This window comes from Streptomyces europaeiscabiei (genome assembly GCF_036346855.1).
GTDB lineage: Bacteria > Actinomycetota > Actinomycetes > Streptomycetales > Streptomycetaceae > Streptomyces > Streptomyces europaeiscabiei.
This window is the reverse complement of sequence record NZ_CP107841.1, coordinates 261,831-281,661: the sequence shown is the minus strand read 5'-3', so window position 1 is coordinate 281,661 and position 19,831 is coordinate 261,831. Positions and strand designations below refer to the sequence as shown.

Below are 19,831 nucleotides of genomic sequence, written 5' to 3'. Positions count from 1 at the left end.
TGGTCGCCGAGAATGCCGACGCGCGGGGGCGTTCCATCGGGGCCATCGAGCGCGAGGCTCGGAATGGGGCGAGGAGGAGGTCTGTCGCAAGGGCCGGCATTCCTGTCGCCGCTCGCGCGCGGCGCATCCCGAAGCGTCACGCTCATGACCAGCCGCACGGGCTCGGAAAAGTGCTGTGACGCAACGCATGATCATGCGGGGGCAGTCCAGCTCTCCGGCCCCTGCCCAGGTGAGTGACGGTGCACGGCGCACCGTTCAGGCATGGCCCTTCTTGAACGGGCTCAGATGCTCAGCGGCTGTTCGGGTCGGGCCAGTACCTCATCCCACACATCGCCTCCGTCCGCCCAGGTCCACAGCCACTGGCGCAACGACGGCGCCGCGTACCGCAGTCCGTCGTGAGGATCCTGGCCCCAGCCCGGTTCCCAGCCGTCGGCGTCCCAGAGCAGGACCGGGTGATCGACCGCTATCAGGGAGACGTACCACTCCATGGTGCAGCCGCCGCCCGTCAGGAAGAACCACGACGCCGCCGGCCCCCACCCCGGCCGCTTGGCGTGGATGGTGGTCGCGCAAGGCCAGTCCGCCACAGGCCGTTGCGGAATGCGGCGCGGCGTCAGCGACGCGAGGCCGCCTTCCGGCCCGAATCCCCCGTCACCGATTTCCGTGTAGATGCGCCGGAGCAACAGGGGCAGTCGATACCCGAGCCTCCGTTCGGCGCGCTCGACCTCGGCCATCGCGAGTGGCGGAAAGGGCCCGTCCGGGAGGCGGCCGGGGGAGGGGACCACGCCCGCCACACCCCGGGCGAGGGTGTGCAGCCTGTCCAGGAGCGCATCATCATCCGCAGCAGTGCGGCGAGCAGCATCGATCACGAGCGGACTGTAGTACGGGAGACCGACACACCCTCTTCGAAGGCCCTGCCAGGATCGGACCTTGCCGCACCAGCTCACGAATGGCGGTGATAGGCCTTGTTGGCGATGCGCCAGCCGTTGTCGACGTGGACCAGCAAGAAGATGTCGGTGAACGTGTCCGCGCCGTGCGAGAGCGTCATGGTCGCGGTCGCGACGGTGCCGTGGACGTCGATGGTTTCGATACGGCGGGATCTGGTCGGTTCGTCGGGGGCCGGTCGGCCCTGGAAGAGAGCGCAGTACTCGTCCAGGGGCCACGAGACGAATGCGCCGTCCCGGATTCCTTCGATGTGGGCGGTGGGCAGGAACGCGCAGCGGAAGTGGGTGGGGTCGCCGGTGGCGTGTCCGCGGATGTAGGAGCGGAGCGGTTCGAACACGGCGTCCTGCAGAGCGGGGACCGTGGCGGCAACGGCGATGTCGGACTCAGGATCGGCAGCGGCGCCGGCCAGATCGGCTGCCCTGTGCAGGGGGGTGTTCGACGCGGCGGCCAGCAGCGCCATGTCCTTGACCAGTGCGCCGATGGTGAATTCAGCCGGGACCGCGCCCGACTCGCCGATGAGAAAGGGACGCTTGCGGGCCACGAGCCCGCCGAGCTGGCCGAGTTCGAGAACATCCAGCGCCTGGGCGCGGGGCAGGCCGAGGGCGTCGGACTGCCGCAGTGAGTCGCGCAGTGCGAGGACGGCACCCGCGAGGCTGTTGTTGGCGATCAGTTTGAGCGAAGCAGCAGTGGAGGCGTCGTCGACCCGCCGCACGGTGCCGAGCGTTTCCAGCACCGGTCGAACTCGATCGAACGCGTCCCGGCCGGCGGCGGTGAGAATCTGCAGGGTGCCGTTGGAGGCAGCAGGCACAGAGCCGAGCACGGGCGCGTGGACGTAGGACTCGCCGATGCGCCGGGCCAGCTCCGACGCTTCGGCGGGAGCGACGGTGCTTGTGTTGAGCACGATCGTGTCCGCTCGCAGCGAGCCACGGACGAGGTCGAGAACCTGCCGGCAGGCCGGAGCGTCGAACAACGACAGAAGCACGAGGTCGGCCTCCGCCACGGCCTCGTGCGGATCGCCGGTCATCTTGACGGCGCCTGACGTCCGCCCGGAGCGTGTCCAGCCGACGACGTCCCAGTCCTTGGCGGCCAGCCGTGTCGCGATCGCGTCGCCCATACGCCCCAAGCCAAGGACGGCGATTGTGTGCGGTGAGGTCATGCGCGCCAGACTGGTGCACAGCAGGGGCTGCGACAAGCGCATAGTTCGCAGGTCAGCCCTGCGCGACGCGCATACCGGCTGGGCATACTGGTGCCATGGAACTGACGGTGTGGCGCACCTTCGTGACCGTGTGCCGGCTCGGGTCGCTGTCGGCGGCGGCTGCCGCGCTCAATCACACGCAGTCGGCCGTCTCCCGGCAGATCGCCGGACTGGAGCGGCAGCTCGGCGTGCCGCTGATGGAGCGCCACGCGCGCGGCGTGCGTCCGACGCCTGTCGGCGAGGTGTTCCGGCGGCATGCACTGGCCACACTCAACGAGGCCGACCGCGCCGTTCGTGCCGTACGGGACGCTGGTGACGGAGCGGCCCACCGGCCGCTGGCCGTCGGTGCGACACCCTCGCTGGCCGCGGGAGTAGTCCCCGAGGCCATCCGGGGCCTGCTGGGACAAACCGGATCCATCCGGTGGAGTCTGCTGCCCGGCCTGAGCGCACAACTGCACAACCGCGTGATCGACGGCGATCTCGACATCGCCGTCGTCACCGATGCACCGCCAGGACTGCCCAATGAGTCGCGGCTCGAACGTCGGTTCCTCGGGCTGGACGCCATGGTTGTCGTCCTGCCCGTCGGCCATCCGCAGGCCGGGCGTGGCCCGGTACACATACAGACACTTGCCGACCAGTCCTGGGCCGAGGACAACGACGGCTCGGCAGCGCTCTTGCGCCAGCACGCCGCCCGCGCCGGAACCAGCGCCCGCATCGACCTCACCGCGGCCGATCTACCCGGCAAGCTGGCCCTGGTCGCAACCGGCCACGCCATCGCGTTGATACCCGGGGTACTGACGTGCGCCCTGCGGCCCGACGTCACAACAGTGTCTCTCGTCGACCCCCCGACCCGCGGCATCTACGCGATCACACCAAGTCGGGACCCCCACCCCTCCACAGCGCCCCTGTTCGACCAGCTCGCCACAGCCTTCGCCTCGGTCCGTCCGGACCGGGCCACGCACCAGCCGACCGACACCGCCCCGGGGCAATGAACCGGCACTCTGCGATGCCGACCATCTCGACGATCAGCGCGCGTCCGCCCTCGTGCACGGCGGACCGGCAATCGCGCGGGATGGTCGGGCGTCGTAACAGTCGGACGGAATATGGGAGAACGGTCCTGCGGCCCCCCCAGGGGTGTTGGGGATCGCGGAGGATTGGACGGCGTTGGGAACGGCGGAGTTCCTGCGGGCCTGGGCCGGACACCCCGGCTTCCGGCTGGTCAAGTAGAGGCCCCCGGCTCGGGCGGCCCTGCGTCCGGCCCGGTAGAAGCACAGGAAGTCAACCGACTCGCCCGTTCGTTCGGCTGCCGGTCCGCTCGCGGAGTCCTTGTGCGCCACATGCAAGCGCGAGCCTTTCCAAGGCCGCAGTGCCTGGGCCGACGTGCGGGAAACCCGCACCGACCTGTTCCGCAGGCCGCACCGCTCCCACACCCGACGACGCCACTCCAGCCCCCGGACGACACGGCCTCGTCGCTTACGAGACAACACCCGACACGACAACCACTGCGCTGACCCAAGCCGCGCGGCCCGTGTCCCGGTTCCGGTTCGGACCCGTGTCCGCTCACTCCTTCCTGAGGACGATGTCGAACGTCGTCGAGGTCCACGTGCCGTCCAGCTGGCGGTGGTCCGGCGCCGGTGTTCCGGCCTCGTGACGGTTGAAGGGGCGGATGAGTGACTCCCGCACACCGAAGACCGAGTCGGCGTCCAGGCAAGGGTCGCCCGCCACGAAGATGTGCGTGATCAGACGACGGAAGCCCGGTGCCGTCACCATGAAGTGCAGATGAGGTGCGCGCATCGGGGAGCGGCCGGCGTGGTCGAGGAGCCGGCCGACCGGGCCGTCGTCCGGGATCGGGTACGGCGTGGGGGTGAGCCCCCAGAACCGGTAGCGGCCCTCGGCGTCGGTGAACAGGTGGGCGCGCCCCGCGAGTTCGCCGTCTTCGTACTGGACGTCGTAGTTGCCGTCGTCGTCGGCCTCCCACACCTCGACGCGGGCCCCGGGGACGGGGTTGCCGTCGGTGTCCGTGACCCGGCCGCCGACCCACGACGGCTCCCCGGTCGCGCTGCCCGCGATGTCGCCGCCCAACTCGATCAGGGGTGAGTCCTGGACGAAGAACGGGCCGAGGACCGTGGACTCCGTCGACTCGTCGGGGCCCGGTTCGTTCACCGCGACGGTGAGCATGGAGATGCCGAGGACATCCGAGAGGAGGACGAACTCCTGGCGGGTGTCGGTGGTGATGTGACCGGCCGCGTTGAGGAACTCGATGGCCGCGCTCCATTCGGCTTCCGTGAGCCCGGTCTCGCGCACGAACGCGTGTGCGTGTCGCACGAGTGCCTGCATCACCTCACGGAACCGGTCGTCCTTCGCGGAGCCGAAGCTCGCGACGACTTCGTCGGTCAGCTCCTGTTCAGTCATGGGACTGGCCTTTCGCACGAGGGAGGGGTATCGGTGGGGGTGTCCCCGCGCCATGCGCGCCCCAGCAGGCCGCGCATCTCGTCGCGGGTCACCCTGCGTGGGTTGGAGTCCGGCACCTGCGCCATGACCAGGTCCGCGGCCCTGTCGAGCTCCTCCTCGGGGAGCCCCAACTCGCTGAGCGAACAAGGGGGTTCGACGCTCGCGTAGAGATCGAGCAGCGCGGCGAAGGGATCCGTGGGCGCGTCGAGCGCAGCGCCGAGGTGCCGTGCCGCCTCGGGTGCCGCGGCCAGGTTGAGGCCGACCACGTGCGGCAGGACCACCGAGTGCAGGGCGGCGTGGTCGAGGTCGTACGCGCCGCCGAGTACGTGGCACACCTTGTGGTGCAGTCCGGAGCCGGCCCCCGCGAAGGCGACGGCCGCGAGGTAGGTGCCGAAGAGCATCTGCCGACGGGCCGCAACGTCCTGGCCGTCGGCGACGACGCGCGGCAGCGCGGATGCCAGCGAACGGACGCCCTCGACAGCCAGGGCGGAGTTGATCGGGTTGTGCCGGGGGGCCCACCACGCGTCGACGCAGTGGGCGAGCGCGTTGAGGCCGGATGTCACCGACAGCCGCGTCGGCAGCGACAGCGTCAGCGTGGCGTCGTAGACGACGACGCCAGGGAGCACCTTCGAGTCGACGCCGGTGCGTTTGTGGCCGTCCTCGGTGAGGCCCCAGACGGGGGTGGCCTCGGAGCCGGCGTACGTCGTGGGGACGGCGAGGATCGGCAGGCCGGTGGTGAGAGCCGCCGCCTTCGCCGTTCCCGTCGTCGATCCTCCGCCGACGCTCAGCAGCAGGTCGGCGTCGTGGTCGCGGGCGGCCGCCCGCACGGCCTCGGCCACATCGGCCGGCACGTGCGGACGGACGGCACCGAAGACCGCCACTACGGGAGCGTCCTTGCAGATGTCCTCGGCCAGGGCCCGCTCCCCGTCGGCCGCGATCACCAGGACCCGGCTCGCACCGAGTCCCGCGACCTCCGCCGCCACGTCCTCCCGAGCGGTGCCCGAACCGAAGACGACCCGCTGGCCCCAGGACTCGTAGACGACTCGCGTCATGTGGTCACCGCTCGCACCCGGGGTACCGCGCCCGCCGCGAACGCCCCGATCAGTGCCGGTACGGCGAAGGCGTAGAAGGCCCACTCGACATCGGCGCCCGAGCTGAGGACGAACGCGCCCAGGGACGGGCCGGCGATCGCGCCGAAGCGGCCGATCGACAGGGCCCACGCGAGCCCGTTGCCGCGCAGGGCGTCCGGGTAGCGCGTCACGATGAACGCGTTGCCGAGGATCTGCGAGCCGATGAACCCGAACCCGCTGATGAACATGAGCACGAACATGACCGGCGTCGGCGGGCGGGTGCTCATCGCGACCAGACTCAGCGTGCCGACCAGGAACGCGACGACCACCACACGCTTGGCGCCCAGCGCGTCCGCGACACGGCCGCCGACGATGGCCCCGACGCCGACACCCAGCCACATGGCGGCCGTCTGCAGCAGCGCCGAGCCGAGGGAGAACCCGGCTGCCTGCATGATGCTGGGCAGCCAGGTGCTGATGCCGAAGACCAGAAGCAGGCCGCAGAACGACATGGCCCAGAACAGCACCGTCGAGACCGCGAGCCCGCCCGTCAGCAGCGAGCCGATACCGAGCCAGCGACCCGGGTCCGACGTCGGGGAGGCGTCCGAGGGGGCGAGGCCGAGCTGCTCCTCCACCGCCCTCGCCTCGGCAGTCCGGCCCGTACGGCTGAGGTGGAACGGGCTCTCCGGGAGCCGGAGCACCAGCGGTATGGCCAGGAAGACAGGGATCACACCGATCACGTACAGCCAGCGGTACGAGATGTCGGGCAGCAGGGCCGTGCCGAGCAGGGGGGAGCACAGGGCCCCGGCCGCGTAGCCGCTCATGATCAGGGCGACGTTGCGGCTGCGGCGGCCCGGCTCGCTGAGGTCGGCGACGTACGCGTTGATCGTCGGCAGTACGACGCCCAGGCCGAGGCCGACGACCAGGCGTCCGGCCCCGAAGGACGGGACGCCGCCGGCGACAGTGCAGACCGCCATGCCGAGCGAGAACACGCTGGTGCCGACGAGGAGGAGAAGGCGCGGGCCGGTGCGGTGGACGAGGGCCCCGGCGAGGGCCGCGCCGATCAGCATCCCGATGCCGACGAGCGAGCCGATGGTGCCGGCCTCGGCCTTGTCGATACCGAGCGAGGGGTCGCCGAGGATCGCGGGGACGGTGACGCCGTACACGGCGAGGTCGTAGCCCTCGAGGGACGCGACGACCCAGGCGGCGATCAGCATGAACGTGCTCGCGGACACTCTGCGGGCCTGCGGGCGGGTGACAGAGGGTGCGGTCATGGCCGGATCCCTTCTCCAGCTGTGGCAGGAGCCTGTACCGGCTCGACTGCTGAGGCAAGTGTGGTCAGGAGTGCCGGGACGTCGAAGAGGACGCCCACGGTGCCGAGGATGTAGAAGTCGGGCCGCCACAGCACGGCTGCACGGCCGGTCTCGTCGAACCAGCGCCCGTAGACGCCGCCGACATCGGTGATCCCGTCGGTGGTGAGCCGGCGGTCGGTGAGGTGGTGGACGGCCACGCCGAGCCCGGCGGCGAGTTCGGTGGTCGAGGCGTGGAGGGAGGCGCCCTCGCGGCCGTCGACGAGGAGGACGAACCCGCGGCCGAGGACCTCGTCGAAGAGTCCCTCGGCCCCTTGTGACTCCACCCGGCCGTGGGGCATCAGGTGTCCTGCGCGCGGGGACTCGTCGTGCAGGCCGGGGCCGAGGCCGGGGAAGCGCATCTTCTCGGGGCGTCCGTTTGTCTCGCGCAGCGCGATCAGGCGGGCGTCCCGCGCGGCGGCGGCCACCGGATCGCGCATGGTCTGCACCCGGCCCAGCTCGATGCCCTTGGCGATGATGGCCCGCACATGCGGTTCGCGTTCACTCTGGTACGTGTCCAGGAGGGCATCGTCGGCGCCTCGCAGCACGGCGTCGAGCTTGAACGCGATGTTCTGCGCGTCCCGGATGCCCGAGCACATGCCCTGCCCGAGGAAGGGTGGCATCTGGTGGGCCGCGTCCCCGGCGAGCAGGATCCGGCCGCTGCGCCAGTGCTCCGCGACGAGCGAGCGGAAGGTGTACGTGGCGACGCGGACGAGCTCCGCCTGCGAGTGGTCGAGGTAGGCGGCGACCCGTGCCCACACCCGGTCGGGCTCCCGCTCGACGGCGAAGGAGTCGGCCGAGTCGAGCATGAAGCTGAACCGGTGGTGCTCAGGGCCCAGCGAGATGATCGATGTCGGCTGCCCCGGGTCGCAGACCTGGCGGGCCTTGGGGATGTCCGTGGCACCGGTCAGACGGAAGTCGCAGACCATCCACGGCTCGGAGAAGCCGTAGTCCTCCTGGTCGATGCCGAGCGATCCCCGGGTGAAGCTGTTGCCACCGTCGCAGGCAACGACGTACCGGGCCGAGACCTCCGTGCCGCTTCCCTCGACCTGGATGTCCACGCCGTGGCGCGTGCTGTGCAGGCCGGTGACCCGGGAGTCCATCCGGATCTCGACATTCCCGAGGCCGCGGACCAGGCCGTCGAGGGTGTCCTCGAGGTAGGGCTGGTACATCATGTACCACTCCGCCCAGCCCTGGCTCCCGACGGCGGCGAAGTCGTGCTCGATGAGCAACTCGCCGGCGCCGTTGCGCCACTCGTAGTTCCGTTGGACGTGCAGTGTGGGCAGCAGATCGTGGGAGATGCCGAGACGGTCGAAGGTCCGCATCGTCTCGTCGTCGAAGATGGCGGCGCGCGGAAGGTTGTAGAGGGTCGGGTAGCGCTCAAGGACGACCACGTCATGGCCCGCCTGCCCGAGCAGCGCCGCGGTGACCATGCCCACGGGCCCGTACCCGATGACGGCGACGTCGTACACGTTCGTCTCCTCCCGCTCATACGCCCGCGAACGCGGGTGCGGTGGTGAGGCCGAGCAGCTTCTCGGCGTTCTGGTGGCCGATCTTGAGCCGGTCGGCATCGCTGATCGGGGCGTCGCGCAGGAACGTCGTGGCCGTCGCGATGTCCTCGAAGGGGTAGTCGGTGCCGAAGAGGATGTGGTCGGCACCCATCGAGAGCAGAGCGGTGAGCAGGGGAGGGGCGGAGCAGACGCCGCTGGTCGTGATGTAGAGGTTGTGGCGGAGGTACTCCGAGGGGCGCCCCCGCTTGAGCTCGATGCCGTGGTGCGCGTGGAAGTCCCAGCGGGAGTCCATGCGCCACATCACGAACGGCAGGCCCTCTCCCATGTGGCCGAGCAGCAGCTTGGCGTTCGGGAAGTCGTCGAAGACCCCGCCGAAGATCAGGCGCAGGACGTGAGTGGCGGTGTCGATGCCCCAGCTCCACATCGGCCCGACGAGTTCCGGGTGCCCGGACAGCACGTGCGCGGTGTCGACGCCGTTGGCCGGGTGCAGGTAGAGCGGCACGTCGAGGTGCTCGGCGCGCTCCCACACGACGCGCAGGGCGGGGTCGTCCAGGTACATGCCGTGGGTGTGGGCGTTGACCAGGGCGCCGCGCAGGCCGAGCTGCGTGACCGCGCGTTCCAGCTCGTCGGCCGCTGCCTCGGGGTCCTGCAGGGGCAGCGCGGCGAAGCCGGAGAAGCGGTCGGGGTGCTCGGAGATGACGCCGGTGAGGAAGTCGTTGACCGTGATCGCCTGGCGTACGGCGGTGGACGGGTCCTTCTCCGCCTGAAGACCGGGGGAGTTGAGCGACAGCACCTGTATGTCCAGGCCGGCGGCGTCCATGGTGTCGAGGCGTTCCTCGGTGAGGTCGAGGAGCCGGCGGGAGGCTTCGGCCCAGGCGCCGGGCTGAGCGATGGACGCGGTCGACGCGCCATGGCCCACCAGGTCGGGGGTCACGAAGTGCTCTTCGAGGCCGATCAGCTTCATTGCGGAGTTCTCCTCGGGGATGGGTGCGTGTTCGCAGCCGATGTCTCGTATGTGGGGGTGCGGCTATGCGGGGGTGCGGCGATGCCCGACTCGGTGTGAGTGGCCGGGAGGTGGATGCGCCGGTGAGTGCGCCGAAGGGTGAGCGGCTCCGTGCGGCTGCGAAACGGGCCGCCGGTGTGACCGGGGCACTCGGGGAGGTGAGTGCCACCGCTGTCGCAGTTCACCAGAACGTAACGCGTTCCGCAATAGTGAATATAAGATCTGTTCGTGAACGGCTGTCGGCGCTCGTCGCGTCGATAGGCTGAGCACCGTCATTCACCTGCGGGAAGAGAGCGCGCTGTGACCGAGACCGACCCCAGGGAGAACGGGGAGCGTCAGGGCATTCAGTCCGTCGAGACCGCGATGCGGGTCCTGCTGGCGCTGGAGAACGGCGGCGGAGCGCTGAGCCTGTCGGCGATCGCGCAGGCGAGCGGCATGCAGCCCAGCAAGGTGCACCGCTATCTCGTCAGCCTCGGTCGCATAGGGCTGACCTCGCAGGATCCCGCCTCCGGTCTCTACGACTTCGGGGCCGCGATGCGCCGCATGGGCGCCGAAGCGCTGCGTCGCACCAACGAGGTGGCGGTGGCGGGCGGCCACGCGATGCAGCTCCGCGACCGTACGGGCCACTCCGTGAACCTGGCCGTGTGGGGGGACCGCGGTCCGCTCGTGGTGAGCTGGGCGTACGGCACCCGCCCACTGCCCCTGACGGTGCGCGTCGGCGCCACGCTTCCCCTGCTCACGTCGTCCGTGGGGCAGGTCTTCCTCGCCCTTCTGCCCGAGAGCCTCACCGGCGAGGTGTTGAGCGGAGAGCTCCGTGGCAAGGAGGCGGAGTGGACGAGCGAGCGCCTCGCGGCCATCCGGGCACAGGTCCGGGAGGAGGGGCACGCGGTGACGCACAGCGGCGTGATCCCGGGCATCATCTCGGTCGCCGCGCCGGTCTTCGCGGCGAACGACCCGCTGCCGCTCGCAGTCTCCGTCGTCCTGCCCGAAAGCCTCGGCACCCCGGACCACCTGGCCGAGGTGACCCGCGAACTGCGCGACACCGTGTCCGCGGCGTCGCAGGAGCTGGGGTACCTGTCGTAGTGCCCTGGGGACGGACCTCGGGTGCTTTGCCTGGCGGAGCATCCCGCGGACGCGAGGTCTGCCACGCCGGACTGCGGCGTTGTCGTCGGTTTGCCGACTCCCCCCACTCTCGACCTCGTTCGCGCGGGAGGGACCCCCGTCACGTCGACGCCCTCCTCCGCCTTGCAGCTCGACGCACCAGGCACCGCTCGACGGCGTCGACAAGGCGCCGCCGATCTCCTGCGACCTGATCCGCCGGGCATGCCCTACGCGACGGGACGCGGGCCGGCCGACTCGTCGGGACGCGGGCCGGCCACCTCGTCGTAGTGGGTCTCGGCCGACGGGCCGAGGATCTCGTGGGCCTCCAGGAACATCTCGTGCGCCTCTTGGCCCACCCAGCCCGCCGGGAGGAGTTCGGTCGGCAGGTCCGGGTCGCGGAAGGGGAACTTGCGGTAGTCGTAGGTCAGCCGCATGCGCTCGACCAGCGCCTCTTCGGGGCTGAGATGCCCGGCCCGGTACGACGGCATGCGGCTGCGATAGGTGCGCAGCAGCTCCCGGTAGTCCTCGTTGAGGGCGGCGAGGTCCCAGCTGCGCGCCGCCATCTCGCGGTCGACGGGCAGCCCGCCGGACTGGCAGCGCAGGGTGTCCAGGCGGATGGCCGGCTCGTCCGCGAACTTCTCCCGGACCTGCTGGAGCCGGTCGTGCGGGGAGACGTACGTGGACGGGGCCAGGGGGCCGAAGCCCAGCCATGCCAGGTCCTTGCGGATGCGGTCGCGTACACCGCGCTCACTCTCGGGGACCGAGTAGATGACCATGTACCAGTGTCGGTCCCAGTCGGACGGTGCCCGGTCGAAGATGCGTGAGCGGCCCTCGTCGAGGAGGTGCAGACTGCGCTTGTTCAGCGCGTACAGCGTCTCCCTGCCCTCGCGCCGGACGTCGAACCAGCCCTCCTTGCGCAGGCGCGCGAGAACCACCCGCACCGTGCTCTCACCGACACCGAAGCAGCCCATCAGTGTGCTGAGGGTGCGCAGCCGGGCGGCGCCGCCACGGTAGCGGACGTAGTCGCCGAAGAGGTCGAAGACGATCGATCGAGGCTTCACAGAATCGACTATGTCACACGGGACGGCCGTCGTAATGATGAGGCATCCGGCCAAGGAACCACTGTTTCCCGTGGTGAAGCCGTCTCGGCAATGCGTAACAAATGATTGACGTCCGTGTATCCATTGACACAAGATGCGTCCGGGCCTGAGTCTGGGCTTGTACTCGACGTGGAGGCAGGAGCCATGGTTTCTCGGATCGCTTGTGTGGGGGGCGGCCCCGGCGGGCTGTTCTTCGCGGCACTCGTCAAGCAGGCCGATCCGTCGGTCGAGGTGACGGTCTTCGAGCGGAACCGCCCGGAGGACACCTTCGGCTTCGGCGTGGTGTTCTCGGACGCGACGCTGGCCGCCATCCACGCCGCGGATCCCGTGCTGCGCGACGCGCTCGCGGAGCACGGCCGGCACTGGGACGACATCGAGGTGCGGCTCAAGGGGCAGCGGATCCGGTGCGGCGGCAACGGCATGGCCGCCATCACCCGCAAGACCCTGCTCAACCTGCTGCACCGGCGGGCCGAGGAGGTCGGCGTCGAACTCCGGTTCAGCCACGAGGTTCCCGCGGACCCCGCGCGACTGGCCGACTACGACCTGATCGTGGCCGCGGACGGGGCGAACTCCCGGTTCCGTGACCGTCTCGCCGACGTGCTCGTGCCGGAGGTGGAGGTCGCGACCGCCAAGTTCATCTGGTTCGGCACGAACTACCTCTTCGACGGCCTGACCTTCGTGCACGAGCACGGCCCGCACGGCACCTTCGCCGTGCACGGCTACCCGATCAGCGACAGCCTCAGCACCTTCATCGTCGAGACCGACGAGAAGTCCTGGCGGCGGGCAGGCCTCGACGAGTTCGACACCGCGCAACCACCCGGCCCGAGTGACGAGAAGACCAAGCACTACCTGGAGAAGCTCTTCGCCGAGCAGATCGACGGGCACGAACTGCTGGTCAACAACTCCCGCTGGGGCAACTTCCGCACCCGGCGCACCCGGCGCTGGCACAGCGGCAACGTGGTTCTGCTCGGCGACTCCGCGCACACCGCGCACTTCTCCGTCGGCTCCGGCACCAAGATGGCCATGGAGGACGCCGTCGCCCTCGCCGACAGCCTCCTCGCCCACCGCGACGACCTTGCGAGCGCCCTGAACGCGTACGAGGCGGCGCGGCAGCCCTCAGTGGCGAAGATCCAGGGCGCTGCCCGGCCGAGCCTGTCATGGTGGGAGCACTTCGGGCGCTACCACGACGCGTTCGAACCGACGCAGTTCGCCTTCCACTTCATCTCCCGCAGTATCGGCAAGGAACGGATCGCACGCCGCGACCCGGAGTTCGTCGAGCAGGCCGTACAGCACTGGCGGGCGGCGCACGAAGGGCTGGATCCCCTGGACACGCCGTTCCGGGAGTTCAGCGGACGGCGGCTGACCGCGGCGGAGCTCGCGGCGTTGCGTTCCGCGGGGTGCCTGTGGCTCACCGCACCACAGGATGAGACCCAACTACCCCAAAGCTACGGCGAGTTGGCCGACGCCCTGAGTGGCGACACACCCCCGGACCTGGTCGCCGTGCACGGTGGAACCCAGCTCACCCGGTCGCTGCTCGCCGAACAGATCCGGCTGGAGCACGGCGTACCCGCACTGATCGTGGAGGACACGATGGACGACGACCGGGCCGAGACGCTGCTGCTGTCCGGGCGCGCCGACCTGGTGGCGGGGGAGCAGGCATGAGCACGAACCTGACGCCGATGTTCGAGCCCGAGGGTGTGGTGGTGATCGGCGCCTCACGGCAGAGCGGCAAGCTGGGTGCCGCCATGGCCCGTTCGCTGGCCTCCTTCCCCGGCGCCCGCGCCCTGGTCAACGCGCGGCGCCCCGAGCCCGACGCCGGCATGTACGCCTCGGTCGCGGACGCCGCCGCGCACACCGACGGACGGCTCGACCTGGCCGTACTCTGCGTACCGGCGGCCGGCTGCGCCCAGGCCCTGGCCGAGGCCGCCGCCGCGGGCTGCCGTGCCGCGCTCGTCTGCGCCGGCGGTTTCGGCGAGGCGGGCCCCGAGGGCGAGCAGTACGCTCAGGCACTGCGCCGCGTCGCCCGGCACACGGGGATCCGTCTGCTCGGTCCCAACACCTCCGGGTTCTTCGCCCCTCACCTGAGCCTGACAGCCAGCTTCGTGCCGGCGGCCGGGCAACTGCCGGCCGGGGACATCGCGGTCGTCGCGGCCAGCGGCGGCGTCAACCACGCGCTCTCCTTCGACCTCGTCGCCGCCGGGAACGGCATCAGCCTCGGCGTCGGCATCGGGGCAGGCCTCGACGTCACCGCCGCGGACGTCCTGGCACACCTCGCGGGGGACGGCCGTACGACAGCCGTCGCACTGCACCTGGAGACGGTTCCGGACGGGCCACGGCTGGTCGAGGCCGTACGCCTGGTGGCCGCCGTCAAGCCGGTCGTGGCACTGGTCGTCGGCCGCAGTGACGTAGGTGACTTCGCCCGGTCGCACACCGGCGCGCTCGCCACCTCCTGGCGGACCACACGCGCCGCGCTGCGGCAGGCCGGGGCGGTGGTCGTCGACGACGAACGGGAGATGGTCGACGCGCTCACCGCGCTGTCGCGTGTCCGGCTGCGGCCGCATCCGGACCCGGGGCTCGCGATCGTGACCGCCCAGGCCGGGCCGGGGCTGCTGCTCGCGGACCGGGCGGGCACCGACGGAGTCCGGATGCCGGAGCTGGCCGCGAGCACACAGCGCACACTGGGCGAACTGCTGCCCCCGCTCACCTATCAGCGCAACCCCGTCGACACCGGCAGACCCGCCGAGACCTTCGCCCGCGTCCTCGACGCCACGGCCGCGGATCCGGCGGTGGACCTGCTCGCCGTCTACGCCCTGACCGAGCCCGACAGCGTCGACCTCGCCTCGGCCGCGCAGGACGCCGGCCTCGGCGCCCGGTCCCCGGCCGTGGTGGCCGTCGGCGGCCTGCCCGAGGACGTCGCCGAGCAGCGGGCGCGGCTGCACAAGGCGGGGATTCCGGCGCTGACCGGACCGGCGTCGGCCGCCAACGCCGTACGGGCACTGGTGACGCATGCCCGGCAGCGGGCCGTGCGCGCCGGCGAGCCCTCGCGGGAGACGGCCGCCTCCGTGCCCGTCGGCCCCCTGGACGAGGACGCGGCCAAGGCCTTCCTCGCGCGGCTCGGTATCCGCACTCCCGACCGCGTCGCCTGCGACACCCGCGCCGACGCCCACTACGCCCTGCGCCTGCTGGGCGGGCCCGTCGCGGTGAAGGTGCTCGACGCCGCGATCCTCCACAAGACGGAGATCGGGGGAGTCCACCTGGGCGTCCGCACCCCCGACGAACTCGACGCGGCACTGGACGCCATCGGTCCCGACCACCGCTACCTGGTGGAGGCGATGGCCCCGGCCGGCGTCGACCTCGTGCTCGGCGTACGACGGGACCCCGTGTTCGGGCCGGTCGTCCTCACCGGGCTCGGGGGCACGGCCGCCGAGGCGCTCGCCGACGTCGCGATCCGGCTCGCGCCGCTCTCCGCCGCCGAGGCCGCCGGGATGCCCGACGACCTGGCCGCGCGCGCCCTGCTCGACGGCTGGCGCGGCGGGCCGGTGCTCGACCGGGCCGAGTTCGGGCGGATCGTGGCGGCGCTCGCCGCCGCCCTGGCCGCGAGTCCGGACACCGCCGAGATCGAGATCAACCCCCTGCGGCTCACCGCCGACGGGCTGATCGCCCTGGACGCCGTGATCGTGCACACGGCCGACCGCACCTGAGGAGAACGATCATGCCAAGGCCGAGCAGCAACGGTGCTGTCCCCTGGCCCGCGGAATACGCCGAGCGCTACACCGCGAAGGGCCACTGGGAAGGTCACGCCATCGGCGACCGGCTCCACGCCGCCGCCGACGCCACCCCCGACGCGGTCGCGCTCGTCGACGGCGACCGGCGGCTGACCTACCGGCAACTCGCCGAACGGGCGGACGCCGTGGCCCTGCGCCTGGCCGCGCTCGGGCTCCACCCGGACGACCGGCTCGTGGTGCAACTCCCCAACACCGCCGAGTTCGTGATCCTCACATACGCATGTCTGCGCCTCGGCGTCATCCCGGTGATGGCACTGCCCGGACACCGCAGACACGAGATCGGCCACCTCGTCGAGCACAGCGAGGCCGTGGCCATCGCGGTGCCGGACGTCCTCAAGGACCACGACCACCAGTCGATGGCCGTCGAGGTCGCCGACGACTCGCCCACCCTTCAGCACATCCTCGTACTCGGCGACAAACCCGGCGACGACGCCGTGGACCTGCGGGAGTTGTGCGCCGCGCCCGGCACCCCCGAGGACCGGGCAGCCGTGGACGCGTACCGGCCGGACAGCCGCTCGATCGCCGTCTTCCTGCTCTCCGGCGGGACCACCGGGCTGCCCAAGCTCATCGCCCGCACGCACGACGACTACGTCTACAACGCCCGCCGCAGCGCCGAGGTCTGCGCGTTCGGAGCCGACACGGTCTACTTCGCCGCGCTGCCCCTCGGACACAACTTCCCGCTCGCCTGCCCGGGCCTGCTGGGCGCGTTGCTGAACGGCGGCCGGGTGGTGCTGGGGTCCCCCAACCCCGAGAAGGCGTTCCCGCTCATCGAGCAGGAGAGAGTCACCGCTTCGGCCCTGGTCCCGGCCATCGCCCAGCGCTGGCTCGACCACCATCGCGCACACCCCGGAACCGACCTGGGCTCGCTGCGTCTGCTCCAGGTCGGCGGCTCCCGGCTCGCCGACCACGTCGCCCGCCGGGTGCGTCCCGAGCTGGGCTGCACGCTCCAGCAGGTGTTCGGGATGGCCGAGGGGCTGCTCAACTACACGCGCCTGGAGGACCCCGAGGACGTCATCTGTACGACCCAGGGGCGCCCCATGTGCGACGACGACGAGATCCTCGTCGTCGACGAGCTGGGCAACCCCGTCCCGGAGGGGACCCCGGGTGTGCTGCTCACCCGCGGCCCGTACACCCCGCGCGGCTACTACCGCGCCGAGGAGCAGAACGCCCGCGCGTTCACCGAGGACGGCTGGTACCGCACCGGAGACATCGTGCGGCTGCTGCCCGACGGCAACCTGGTCGTCGAGGGCCGCGACAAGGACATGATCATCCGAGGCGGGGAGAACATCTCCGCCGAGGAGATCGAGAACTTCGCCTACCAGACCCCCGGCATCGCCCGCGCCGCCGCCGTGGCGATGCCCGACGACCGGCTCGGCGAACGCGTCTGTCTCTACGTCGTACCGGAACCGGGCCACACGGTCACCCTCGACGACATCCACCACGTCATGGAGCGCGCCGGTATCGCGCGCTTCAAGTTCCCCGACCGGCTGGTGACGGTCCCCGAACTCGCCGCCACCAAGGTCGGAAAGATCGACAAGAAAGCGCTGCGCGCCGACATCACGCGCCGGCTCGACGCCGAAGGAACCCCTGATGACCAGTGACACCGACGGCATGGCGCCCGTCATAGCCCCGGAGGAGACGGACCCCGAACTCCGGAAGCTGTACGACGGATTCGCGGTGGCCGGGCTCATCCCTCTGTGGACCGAGATCGGCAACCTCATGCCGATGACCCCGCAGCCCGAAGCGGTCCCGCACGTCTGGCAGTGGGACACCCTGCTGCCGCTCGCCCGCCGGTCCGGAGACCTGGTGCCGGTCGGGCGCGGCGGTGAGCGCCGCGCCATCGCGCTCGCCAACCCCGGCCTGCCCGGACGGCCGTACGCGACTCCCAATCTCTGGGCGGCGATTCAGTATCTGGGCCCACGCGAGGTCGCCCCCGCGCACCGCCACTCGCAGGGCGCGTTCCGGTTCATCCTGGAGGGCGAGGGCGTGTGGACGGTCGTCAACGGCGACGCCGTGGAGATGCGCCCCGGCGACCTGTTGCTGACCCCGTCGATGCACTGGCACGGCCACCATCACGTCGGCGACGCGCCGATGGTCTGGCTAGACGGCCTCGACATACCGCTCGTGCACCGCCTGGACGCCGGGTTCTTCGAGTTCGGCGAGGACGGCGTGTCGGACCGCTCGACCCCGACCCGGTCACGCAACGAGCGGCTGTGGGGCCACCCCGGACTGCGCCCGATCGGGGCCGAGGACAGCCCCGACTCCCCACTGATGGCCTACCGTTGGGCCGACACCGACGACGCCCTCACCGCCCAGCTGGAGCTGGCCGACGAAGGACACCCGGGCGTCATCGAGCCCGGCCACGCCGGCATCCGCTTCACCAACCCCGCCACCGGCCGCGACGCCCTGGCGAGCCTGCGCACCGAGATGCACCGCCTGCGCCCGCACACGGCCACCGCCACCCGCCGCACGGTGGGTTCCTCGGTCTGGCAGGTCTTCCGCGGCAGCGGCACCGTCACCCTCGACGACCGCGTGATCGAGGTGTCCGCCGGCGACCTGATCGCCGTCCCCTCCTGGTGCGCGCTCACCATCGCCGCCCATTCACAGCTCGACCTGTTCACCTTCGGCGACGCGCCCCTCTACGAGGCGCTCAACCTCGCCCGCACCGAAACCACCGAGAAGCCGCACACGGCTGGGAACTCCGGGAGCACCCGCGCATGAAGCTCGCCACCATCCGCACCGCCGCCGGTACGGCGGCCGTCCGCATCGACGGCGCCAGGGCCGTGGAGACCGGCGCCCCCGACGTCGCCGCCCTGCTGCGCCGCCCCGACTGGCGTAGCCACGCGGCCGCCGCCGACGGCCCGGCGCACGACGCGACCGCACTCGACCTCGCCCCGGTCGTCACGACCCCGGCCAAGATCTTCTGCGTGGGCCACAACTACCGCACCCACATCGCGGAGATGGGCCGGGAGATGCCGTCGCACCCCGCTCTCTTCGGCAAGTTCGCCAACGTCCTGCTCGGTGCCCGCGACGACATCGTCCACCCGGGCGAGACGGAGCAACTGGACTGGGAGGCCGAACTCGGCTTCGTCATCGGCTCCCGGCTGCGCCGCCGGGCCACGGAGGAGGAGGCGGCGGCCGCGATCGCCGGCTACACCGTCGTCAACGACATCTCCATGCGGGACTGGCAGTGGCGCACCCCGCAGTGGCTGCAGGGCAAGGCGTGGGAGGCCAGCACCCCGGCGGGGCCCTGGCTGGTGACGGGCGACGAGATCGACGACGCGGCCGACCTGGAGATCCGCCTTGACGTGGACGGCGTGGTCATGCAGCGCTCGCGCACGTCCGACCTGCTCTTCACCCCGGCGGACATCGCCGTGTACCTCAGCACGTTCACGACGCTGGAGCCGGGCGACCTCGTGCTCACCGGCACCCCGGGCGGGGTCGGCGCGGCCCGCGATCCCAAGGTGTTCCTGAAGCCCGGCCAGGTCGTACGGACCGTGGTGGAGGGCATAGGGGAGTGCGTCAACACCATCGTCGAGGACAAGCTGTGACAGTCCCCGTTCCCGTTCCCGTTCCCGTCCCGGTCCTCGCCCCCGTTCCCGTCGTGCGGTCTCGGGCCTGGGCCGAGGCGGGGCAGCTCGCGCTGCAGCAGGCGGTCGACGCGCTGCCTGCCGACGCGGTGACCGAGCCGTCCGCCCTCCCCGGCTGGACCCGCGGCCACCTCCTCACCCACCTCGCGCGCAACGCCGACGCCCTGGTCAACCTGCTGACCTGGGCGCGGACCGGGATCCGTACGCCCATGTACGCCTCGCCGGACCAACGCGCCACGGACATAGAGGCGGGCGCCGGACGCCCCCTGGGCGAACAGCAGGCAGAGGTACGGGAGTCCGCCACGCGTTTCCGGGAAGCCGCCGAGGCACTCTCGGCCGACGCCTGGTCGGCCACCGTCGTCAGCGCGCAGGGCCGCGAGATCCCGGCGTCGGAAGTGCCGTGGCTGCGGGCCCGCGAAGTGTGGATCCACCTGGTCGATCTGCAGGTCGGCGTAGGCATGGACGCGCTGCCGCCCGACTTCGCCTGGGCCCTCGCAGGCGATGTGGCCGGGTGGATGTCGGCCCGCCTCGGCCCGGGTGTCGGTGCCGAACTGTCGGCGGACGGCCACGACACCGTCGTCCTCGGCACGCCCGCCCCCGGCGCCACGGTCAGTGGACCGCCGTACGCCGTCGCCGCCTGGCTCACCGGCCGGAGCGGAACCGAAGAACTGCACGTCACGGGAGAACTTCCGGACGTTCCACGCTGGTTGTGAGCCGGCTGTGTCCTATCGAGCAAA

The 19,831-nt window shown here is 71.2% G+C and carries 17 protein-coding genes; 9 read left to right on the top strand and 8 right to left on the bottom strand.

What is annotated here, in order from left to right:
- Positions 1 to 281: 281 nt before the first annotated feature.
- Together OG858_RS01280 and OG858_RS01275 are read right to left on the bottom strand one after the other, a co-directional pair.
- Positions 282 to 866, bottom strand: a complete 585-nt coding sequence (locus tag OG858_RS01280) for a hypothetical protein (RefSeq protein WP_086752592.1) — start codon at positions 864 to 866, stop codon at positions 282 to 284.
- A 74-nt stretch (positions 867 to 940) separates the two neighbouring features.
- The gene (locus OG858_RS01275) at positions 941 to 2,098 is read right to left on the bottom strand and encodes a nuclear transport factor 2 family protein (protein WP_086752624.1); all 1,158 of its coding nucleotides are present in this window, start codon (positions 2,096 to 2,098) and stop codon (positions 941 to 943) included.
- A 95-nt stretch (positions 2,099 to 2,193) separates the two neighbouring features.
- Between OG858_RS01275 and OG858_RS01270 the strand changes: the two genes are divergently transcribed.
- On the top strand, positions 2,194 to 3,129 hold the full coding sequence (locus OG858_RS01270) for a LysR family transcriptional regulator (protein WP_328545228.1): 936 nt from the start codon (positions 2,194 to 2,196) through the stop codon (positions 3,127 to 3,129).
- A gap of 142 nt (positions 3,130 to 3,271) precedes the next feature.
- A complete protein-coding gene (locus tag OG858_RS48030) occupies positions 3,272 to 3,364 on the top strand; it encodes a DUF6368 family protein (RefSeq protein WP_406194270.1) in 93 nt (30 codons plus the stop codon).
- Between the two features lie 333 nt (positions 3,365 to 3,697).
- Here OG858_RS48030 and OG858_RS01265 read toward each other — a convergent pair whose 3' ends face one another.
- The 5 genes from OG858_RS01265 to OG858_RS01245 are packed head-to-tail and all read right to left on the bottom strand — an operon-like array spanning position 3,698 to position 9,479.
- Positions 3,698 to 4,549, bottom strand: a complete 852-nt coding sequence (locus tag OG858_RS01265) for a dioxygenase family protein (protein ID WP_327742940.1) — start codon at positions 4,547 to 4,549, stop codon at positions 3,698 to 3,700.
- A complete protein-coding gene (locus OG858_RS01260) occupies positions 4,546 to 5,640 on the bottom strand; it encodes a maleylacetate reductase (protein ID WP_328545229.1) in 1,095 nt (364 codons plus the stop codon). Before OG858_RS01260 ends, OG858_RS01265 begins: the two co-directional genes overlap by 4 nt.
- Positions 5,637 to 6,929 (bottom strand): MFS transporter, encoded by a 1,293-nt coding sequence (locus OG858_RS01255; protein WP_086752600.1) that lies wholly within the window; start codon positions 6,927 to 6,929, stop codon positions 5,637 to 5,639. Before OG858_RS01255 ends, OG858_RS01260 begins: the two co-directional genes overlap by 4 nt.
- A complete protein-coding gene (locus tag OG858_RS01250; RefSeq protein ID WP_328545230.1) occupies positions 6,926 to 8,476 on the bottom strand; it encodes a bifunctional 3-(3-hydroxy-phenyl)propionate/3-hydroxycinnamic acid hydroxylase in 1,551 nt (516 codons plus the stop codon). Before OG858_RS01250 ends, OG858_RS01255 begins: the two co-directional genes overlap by 4 nt.
- 16 nt (positions 8,477 to 8,492) lie before the next feature.
- Positions 8,493 to 9,479 (bottom strand): amidohydrolase family protein, encoded by a 987-nt coding sequence (locus tag OG858_RS01245; RefSeq protein ID WP_328545231.1) that lies wholly within the window; start codon positions 9,477 to 9,479, stop codon positions 8,493 to 8,495.
- Positions 9,480 to 9,818: 339 nt separating this feature from the next.
- Here OG858_RS01245 and OG858_RS01240 point away from each other — a divergent pair, with 339 nt between their 5' ends.
- Positions 9,819 to 10,601: an IclR family transcriptional regulator gene (locus OG858_RS01240; RefSeq protein ID WP_086752606.1), complete on the top strand. Its 783-nt coding sequence runs from the start codon at positions 9,819 to 9,821 to the stop codon at positions 10,599 to 10,601.
- Between the two features lie 245 nt (positions 10,602 to 10,846).
- On the opposite strand, the gene OG858_RS01235 is transcribed toward OG858_RS01240, so the two are convergent.
- Complete coding sequence (locus OG858_RS01235) at positions 10,847 to 11,680, bottom strand: PaaX family transcriptional regulator (protein ID WP_086752608.1); 834 nt, start codon at positions 11,678 to 11,680, stop codon at positions 10,847 to 10,849.
- Between the two features lie 183 nt (positions 11,681 to 11,863).
- On the opposite strand from OG858_RS01235, the gene OG858_RS01230 reads away from it, so the two are divergent.
- The 6 genes from OG858_RS01230 to OG858_RS01205 are packed head-to-tail and all read left to right on the top strand — an operon-like array spanning position 11,864 to position 19,807.
- Positions 11,864 to 13,381 (top strand): FAD-dependent monooxygenase, encoded by a 1,518-nt coding sequence (locus OG858_RS01230; protein ID WP_327723140.1) that lies wholly within the window; start codon positions 11,864 to 11,866, stop codon positions 13,379 to 13,381.
- Entirely contained in the window at positions 13,378 to 15,420 is a 2,043-nt protein-coding gene (locus tag OG858_RS01225; protein WP_328545232.1) for an acetate--CoA ligase family protein, read from the top strand. The genes OG858_RS01230 and OG858_RS01225 overlap by 4 nt, the downstream gene beginning before the upstream one ends.
- A gap of 11 nt (positions 15,421 to 15,431) precedes the next feature.
- The gene (locus tag OG858_RS01220) at positions 15,432 to 17,105 is read left to right on the top strand and encodes a (2,3-dihydroxybenzoyl)adenylate synthase (RefSeq protein WP_086752614.1); all 1,674 of its coding nucleotides are present in this window, start codon (positions 15,432 to 15,434) and stop codon (positions 17,103 to 17,105) included.
- Positions 17,095 to 18,225, top strand: a complete 1,131-nt coding sequence (locus OG858_RS01215; protein WP_328545233.1) for a cupin domain-containing protein — start codon at positions 17,095 to 17,097, stop codon at positions 18,223 to 18,225. Before OG858_RS01220 ends, OG858_RS01215 begins: the two co-directional genes overlap by 11 nt.
- Positions 18,222 to 19,055 carry a fumarylacetoacetate hydrolase family protein gene (locus tag OG858_RS01210; RefSeq protein ID WP_086752618.1) on the top strand — a complete coding sequence of 278 codons (834 nt, stop codon included), beginning with the start codon at positions 18,222 to 18,224 and terminating at the stop codon, positions 19,053 to 19,055. Before OG858_RS01215 ends, OG858_RS01210 begins: the two co-directional genes overlap by 4 nt.
- Positions 19,052 to 19,807 (top strand): maleylpyruvate isomerase family mycothiol-dependent enzyme, encoded by a 756-nt coding sequence (locus tag OG858_RS01205; protein ID WP_319266117.1) that lies wholly within the window; start codon positions 19,052 to 19,054, stop codon positions 19,805 to 19,807. Before OG858_RS01210 ends, OG858_RS01205 begins: the two co-directional genes overlap by 4 nt.
- Positions 19,808 to 19,831: the final 24 nt, after the last annotated feature.